The 6,967-nt window shown below is 72.4% G+C and carries 6 protein-coding genes; 1 reads left to right on the top strand and 5 read right to left on the bottom strand.

Features of this window, described 5'->3' with window-relative positions; all coding sequences use genetic code 11:
- Positions 1-121: 121 nt before the first annotated feature.
- On the top strand, positions 122-1,045 hold the full coding sequence (locus ACFVXG_RS44770; RefSeq protein WP_387936280.1) for an aminoglycoside phosphotransferase family protein: 924 nt from the start codon (positions 122-124) through the stop codon (positions 1,043-1,045).
- 24 nt (positions 1,046-1,069) lie between these two features.
- On the opposite strand, the gene ACFVXG_RS44765 is transcribed toward ACFVXG_RS44770, so the two are convergent.
- The 5 genes from ACFVXG_RS44765 to dxr form a co-directional block, all read right to left on the bottom strand.
- Positions 1,070-1,636, bottom strand: a complete 567-nt coding sequence (locus tag ACFVXG_RS44765; RefSeq protein WP_387936279.1) for a GNAT family N-acetyltransferase — start codon at positions 1,634-1,636, stop codon at positions 1,070-1,072.
- A 178-nt stretch (positions 1,637-1,814) separates the two neighbouring features.
- Positions 1,815-2,690, bottom strand: a complete 876-nt coding sequence (locus ACFVXG_RS44760; protein WP_387936282.1) for a GNAT family N-acetyltransferase — start codon at positions 2,688-2,690, stop codon at positions 1,815-1,817.
- 242 nt (positions 2,691-2,932) lie between these two features.
- Positions 2,933-4,093 carry a flavodoxin-dependent (E)-4-hydroxy-3-methylbut-2-enyl-diphosphate synthase gene (ispG, locus tag ACFVXG_RS44755; RefSeq protein ID WP_387936278.1) on the bottom strand — a complete coding sequence of 387 codons (1,161 nt, stop codon included), beginning with the start codon at positions 4,091-4,093 and terminating at the stop codon, positions 2,933-2,935.
- 144 nt (positions 4,094-4,237) lie between these two features.
- Positions 4,238-5,542 (bottom strand): M50 family metallopeptidase, encoded by a 1,305-nt coding sequence (locus ACFVXG_RS44750; protein WP_387936277.1) that lies wholly within the window; start codon positions 5,540-5,542, stop codon positions 4,238-4,240.
- Positions 5,543-5,699: 157 nt separating this feature from the next.
- Entirely contained in the window at positions 5,700-6,929 is a 1,230-nt protein-coding gene (gene dxr, locus ACFVXG_RS44745; RefSeq protein ID WP_387936276.1) for a 1-deoxy-D-xylulose-5-phosphate reductoisomerase, read from the bottom strand.
- Between the last annotated feature and the right edge of the window lie 38 nt (positions 6,930-6,967).

The raw sequence follows: 6,967 nt of genomic DNA, 5'->3' as shown, positions 1-6,967 counted from the left end.
ATCATCCAGCCCCCGGAGCGCCCACCCCCGGAACCGCCCCCGGACCCACCCACCCTCCCGAAAGCCCCCCACCCCACCCCAGCCCCGCGCAGCGGAACCCCCCACCCCCGACAATGGACCCATGTCAGGACCCACCCCCCACCTCCCCGTCCCCACCCGGCTGACGAACACCGTCACCGCCGCCCACGGCGACGCGGGCCGCCGGTGGCTGGCCACCCTCCCCGCCAGGACCACCGCCCACCTGACCCGCTGGGACCTCACCCTCGAACGCATCCTGGACCCGGGCGGCAGCCTCAGCCTGATCGCCTACGTCCACCGCGACGACCTCTCCCCCGCCGTCCTCAAGACCGGACTGGTCACCCCCGAGACCGCCCACGAGCACACCGCGCTCACCCACTGGGCGGGCCGGGGAGCCGTGCTCCTGCTGGACGCCGACCCGGCCGAGGGGGTGCTGCTGCTGGAGCGCCTGCACGGCGAGATCCCCCTGCGCTCCCTCGCCGAGTCCAAGGCGATGCTGGAGGCCACCAGTCTGCTGCACCGCCTCTGGGTCGAGCCGCCCCCCGAAACCGAGCTGCCCACCCTCGCCGACCGGGTCGCGGACACCACCGCCCGGCTCGAAGAGCACCGCGCCCACCCCGCCGCGGCCGCCGCGCGGCCCCTGGTCGACGAGGCCCTGGCCACCGCCGGGACGCTGACCGACTCCTCCGCCGAGACCTTCCTGCTGCACGGCGACTTCCACCACGGCAACGTCCTCGCCGCCGACCGCGCCCCCTGGCTGGCGATCGACCCCCGCCCGCTGACCGGGGAACGCGCCTACGACCTGGCCCGGCTCGCCCTGGACCGCGCGGACACCCTGATCGGCTCCCCCGGCGCCCCCGCCGCCGTGCGCCGCCGGCTGCAGCAGCTCGCCGACGCCCTCGACGTCGACCGGGAACGCCTACGCGGCTGGACCCTGTTCCGCGCCGTCGACCTGGCCCTGCGCGCCCTGGCCACCGGCCGCCGCGAGGACGCCGAACTCCACCTCGAGTTCGCCGGACACCTCTAACCAAACACCTGTGAGCGGACACCGCTAAGGCGTGTGCCCGGCCCCCGCCCCGGCCCGCCGCAACGGCAGCTGCGCACCCATCACCGCGTACAGCCGGTCCGTCGCCGGAAACCGCACCGCCCGGGCCAGGTCCCGGTAGCCCAGCGCCCGGTAGAGCCGCCGCGCCGGCGTCTCCGCGTCGATCGCCGACAGGATGCTCCGGTCCAGCCCCGAGCCCTCGCACAGCAGTCGGATCAGCCGCGAGCCCACGCCCTGCCCCTGGAACTCCGGCAGCACGTGCAGTTCGGTGACCGCGAACACGCCGTCCAGCCAGTCCTCGTAGCCGCGGGCGGTCAGGTACGGCTCGATGACCGTGCTCCACCAGTGGTCCCGCTGGTTCGGCATCCCGTACCCGAAGCCGACCAGCCGGCCGCCGCTCATCGCCCCGAAGGCGATCACCCCGGGCTGCCGGGCGTGCCGCCCGACGATGTGCAGCCGGACCGCGACCTCCTCGGGCGTCAGCCCGAACGCCACCGCCTGGACCTCCAGCGCCTGCGGCGCCCAGGCCGCGAGGTCGATGGCCCCGATCGTCACCCCGGTCAGCTGATCCATGCTCCGGACGTTACTACCAGCGGCCCCGTGGCGCGGCCGAAGATCCGAACCCAACAACCGGCGAAACACCGGCGAACCGCGCCACAACACCGCCCCGCGCCGGGGCACGCTCAGACCACCACGCTCAGACCACTCAGACCAGCCCGCTCAGAACACTCAGACCACCACGCCAGAACTCTCAGAACAACACGCTCATGAACGCCCCGACCTCCCGGAACCCCACCCGCCGATAGGCCGCCCGCGCCCGCAGGTTGAAGTCGTTGACGTACAGCGAGACCACCGGCGCCACCTCCCGCAGCGCGACGTCCATCACCGCCGCCATCCCGGTCTCGGACAGCCCCTGTCCCCGGTACTCGGGCGCCACCCAGACGCCCTGGATCTGGCAGGCGCCCTGGGTCACGGCCCCGACCTCGGCCTTGAACACCACCCGGCCGTCCTCGGTGAAGCGCGCGAACGACCGCCCGGTGGTGACGAGTTCGGCCACCCGGGCCTGGTAGAGCAGCCCGCCGTCGCCGGCCAGCGGCGACACCCCCACCTCCTCGGTGAACATCGCCACGCAGGCGGGCATCAGCGCCTCCACCTCGCTGCGCCGCACCCGCCGCACCAGCGGGTCGGGCGCGATCTCCGCCGACGGCGAGGAGGTCGCCAACAGCGGCTGGTGGCCCCGGACTTCGCGCGCGGGGCCCCAACTCCGCTCCAGCAGCGCCCAGAAGGCCGCGGTCGACTCGGCCGGGCCGACGATCGAGGAGCAGCGCCGCCCCTGCCGCCGGGCCCGCTCCGCGAAGGCGGCCACCGCCTGCGGCCCGGCGTTGACCAGGACGAGGTTCGCCCCGGCGTAGCAGAGGGCGTCGAGCACGCCGTCCGCGCCGTACCAGCCCCACATCTCGCCGCCGAGCCGCCACGGGTCCAGCCCGACGGCCTCGACCCGGGTGGCGACGAAGGCGTTGGCGACCGGGTCGCGGTGGAGGATCTCCAGGGCGTCCGCCAGGTCGGGCGGTTCCAGCACACGGGTGGTGGCCAGCGCCCGGGCGGCCTGGAAGGAGCTGGGGAGCATCACACCTCGATCGATCATCGAGACAGCACCTCACTGAGACGACTCTGGCCGCACCCTACTCCGTGGCCCCACCCGGCTACGGCCGCGGGGCCGTCCACGAACGGACGGCCCCGCCTCCGGAAGACTTTCACCGCGGTCACGCCCGGACCACCCCCCCAGTCACGCCCGGACCGCCCCGCGGTCACCCGCGTGCCACCCCGGCGAGGCCGGCGCGTCGTGACCGCCCCGCGGTCACTCCGCGGTCACTCCGCAGCGACGACGGTCGGCGAACCGGCCTCGACGCCCTGCTCCTGCATCTGCTCGGCGAGCTTGAGCGCCTCCTCGATCAGGGTCTCGACGATCTTCGACTCGGGGACGGTCTTGATCACCTGGCCCTTGACGAAGATCTGGCCCTTGCCGTTGCCGGAGGCGACACCCAGGTCGGCCTCGCGCGCCTCGCCCGGCCCGTTCACGACGCAGCCCATGACGGCGACCCGGAGCGGCACCTCCATGCCCTCCAGCCCGGCGGTGACCTCCTCCGCGAGCTTGTAGACGTCGACCTGGGCGCGGCCGCAGGACGGGCAGGAGACGATCTCCAGCCCGCGCTGGCGCAGCCCGAGCGACTCCAGGATCTGGTTGCCGACCTTGATCTCCTCGGCCGGCGGGGCCGACAGCGAGACCCGGATGGTGTCCCCGATGCCCTCGGCGAGCAGCGCGCCGAAGGCGACCGCGGACTTGATGGTGCCCTGGAAGGCCGGACCGGCCTCGGTGACGCCCAGGTGCAGCGGGTAGTCGCAGGCGGCGGCGAGCTGGCGGTAGGCGTTGATCATCACGACCGGGTCGTTGTGCTTGACCGAGATCTTGATGTCGCGGAAGTCGTGCTCCTCGAACAGCGAGCACTCCCACAGCGCGGACTCGACCAGCGCCTCGGGGGTAGCACGGCCGTACTTCTCCAGCAGCCGCTTGTCGAGCGAGCCGGCGTTGACGCCGATCCGGATCGGGACGCCGGCGTCCTTGGCGGCCTTGGCGATCTCGCCGACCTTGTCGTCGAAGGCCTTGATGTTGCCCGGGTTGACGCGCACCGCCGCGCAACCGGCGTCGATCGCGGCGAAGACGTACTTGGGCTGGAAGTGGATGTCCGCGATGACCGGGATCTTCGACTTCTTGGCGATGATCGGCAGCGCGTCGGCGTCGTCCTGGGACGGGCAGGCGACGCGGACGATCTGGCAGCCGGACGCGGTCAGTTCCGCGATCTGCTGCAGCGTGGCGTTGATGTCGGCGGTCACGGTGGTGGTCATCGACTGCACGGAGACGGGGGCGTCACCGCCGACCGGCACGTTGCCGACCATGATCTGCCGGGAGTACCGGCGCTTGGCCAGTGGCTTGAGCGGCAGGGACGGAATACCGAGCGAGATCGCGGTCATGTGCGCAGGGTTCCCCGGGGTTGAGGTGTGGGTCGACCGCCCGGCCGCTGGGACGGCCGAGGCCGGGCGCGCCACGTTCGCGCACCCGGCCTCCACGGTACGGCACGGTCCGGGGGCCCAGCACACCCGCCGTACCCGAACGCCCTAGCCGATCTTCACCGGGTTCACCAGGTCGGCCACCATCACCAGCAGGGTGAAACCGATGAAGATACTGGCCACGACGTACGCGACCGGCATCAGCTTGGCGACGTCGAACGGGCCCGGATCGGGCCGCCGGAACAGCTGTGCGAAGCGGCGGCGGACCGACTCCCAGACCGCGCCCGCGATGTGGCCGCCGTCCAGCGGCAGCAGCGGCAGCATGTTGAACAGGAACAGCGACAGGTTGATGCCGGCCAGCAGGTTCACGAAGATCGCGACCCGCTGGGCGGCCGACTCGTGCAGGGAGAACACCTCGCCGCTGACCCGGGCGGCACCGACCATGCCGATCGGCGAGTCCGGGTCGCGCGGGGCGTTGCCGACGACGGCGTTCCACAGGCCGGGGATCTTCCCGGGCAGGGCGGCCAGCGACTTCACCCCGTTCTCGGCCATGTCGTACATCCGGTTCACGGACTGCCCGAAGCCGAGCTGGACGGTTTCGCTCTTCGGGGTGAACCCGAGGAACCCGGCCTGGACGGTCTGGCCCTTCACCGGCACGCCGCTGCCGTCGTACTTCTGCACGTCGTTGACGGCGATGGTGGGCGTGAAGGTGAGCTGCTGGCCACCGCGCTCCACCACGACCGCAACCTGCTTGCCGGCCGACTTCCGGATGTCCGCCTGCAGCTGGTCGTAGTCGCGGATCCGGTCGCCGTCGAAGGAGAGCACCTTGTCGCCCTGGCGCAGGCCCACCTCGTTGGCCGGGGTCTTGGGCGCGTCGGCGGGGCAGGTGTCGGTGGGCTGGCCGGCCTTGACCACGCACTGGGCGACCGAGCCGATGGTCGGCACCGCCATCGAGACGCCGAAGCCCATCATGACCGTCAGGAACAGCCCGAACGCCAGGATCAGGTTCATGAACGGCCCGGCGAACATGACGATGACCCGCTTCCAGGGCTTGCGGGTGTAGAACAGCCGGTTCTCGTCGCCCTCCTGGAGCTCCTCGTAGGAGGCCTCACGGGCGTCCTCGATCATCGTCCGCCAGGGCGAACTGCTGCGCTTGGTGATCCGGCCGTCCTCGCCCGGCGGGAACATCCCGATCATCCGGATGTACCCGCCGAAGGGGATCGCCTTGAAGCCGTACTCGGTCTCGCCCTTCCGGCGCGACCAGATGGTCGGGCCGAAGCCGACCATGTACTGGGGCACCCGGATGCCGAACAGCTTGGCCGTGGAGAGGTGGCCCAGCTCGTGCCAGGCGATCGAGACCAGCAACCCGACCACGAAGACCAGGATGCCGACCACCGTCAAAACCGTTGCCACCGCTGGTCCTCCGTCATGCCGCTCCGCTCATCGTCTCGTCGTACCGCGATCCGTGCCGCGCCGTGCCGTGTCGTACCGCGATCCGTGTCGTGCCGCGCCGGGGACCGCCGGTGCCTGGGCACCGGCGTCCCGACGCCGCCCACCGGAGTCGGCGCCGTCAGCCCGCCGCCAGCTCGCGGGCCCGGGCGCGTGCCCAGTCCTCCGCGTGCAGGACGTCCTCGACGGTCAGGGAAGTTCCCGACCGAGGCGTCCCGTGCTCGGCCACGACCTTGGCAACAGTGTCCACGATCCCGGTGAAGGCGAGGCGGCCCTTCAGGAAGGCCTCCACGCACTCCTCGTTCGCCGCATTGAACACCGCCGGCGCCGTTCCGCCCAGGGTGCCCACCTCGCGGGCCAGCTCGACGGCCGGGAAGGCCTCGTCGTCCAGCGGGAAGAACTCCCAGGTCGCGGCCTTGGTCCAGTCGCAGGCGGGGGCAGCGTCCGGCACCCGGTCCGGCCAGCCCATCCCCAGCGCGATCGGCATCCGCATGTCCGGCGGACTGGCCTGCGCCAGCGTCGAACCGTCGGTGAACTCCACCATCGAGTGCACCACCGACTGCGGATGGACCACGACCTCGATCCGGTCGAAGGGCACGTCGTACAGCAGGTGCGCCTCGATCACCTCCAGGCCCTTGTTCACCAGGGTGGCCGAGTTGATCGTGACGACCGGGCCCATCGCCCAGGTCGGATGCGCCAGCGCCTCCTGCGGGGTCACCCCGGCCAGCTGCTCCCGGGTCCGGGTGCGGAACGGGCCGCCGCTCGCGGTCACCACCAGCTTGCGGACCTCGGCCCGGGTGCCGCCCGCCAGCGCCTGGAACAGCGCCGCGTGCTCGGAGTCCACCGGCACGATCTGGCCCGGCTTCGCCAGCGCCTTCACCAGCGGGCCGCCGACGATCAGCGACTCCTTGTTCGCCAGCACCAGCACCCGGCCCGCCCGCAGCGCGGCCAGCGTCGGCCGCAGGCCGATCGAACCGGTGATCCCGTTCAGCACCGAGTGGCACTCCATCGCGGCCAGCTCGGTCGCCGCGTCCGGCCCCACCAGCACCGCCGGCAGCGGAGCCCCCGCCGCCTTCGCCGCCAGCGCCTCGCGCAGCGCCGGCTCGGCCGCCGGATCCGCCACCGCCACGGTGTGCACGCCCAGCCGCAGCGCCTGCTCGGCCAGCAGCTCCACCCGGCCGCCCGCCGCCGACAGGGCGACCACCTTGAACCGGTCCGGGTTGCGGAGCACGACGTCGATGGCCTGGGTGCCGATCGACCCGGTGGAACCGAGGATCACCAGCTCCCGGGGGCCGGAGGGGTCCGCCACGGTGGGCGCGAAACGCAGCTGCGGGTGGGCGAGCGAAGTCATGCGCCCATTGTGTCCTGTCCGGGACCTCGCCCAGGACG

Origin of the sequence: Kitasatospora sp. NPDC058162, assembly GCF_042884005.1 — a bacterium.
In the GTDB taxonomy this organism is placed as follows: Bacteria; Actinomycetota; Actinomycetes; order Streptomycetales; family Streptomycetaceae; genus Kitasatospora.
The sequence above is the reverse complement of the archived record's forward strand: the minus strand, read 5'-3'. Positions and strand labels throughout refer to the sequence as shown.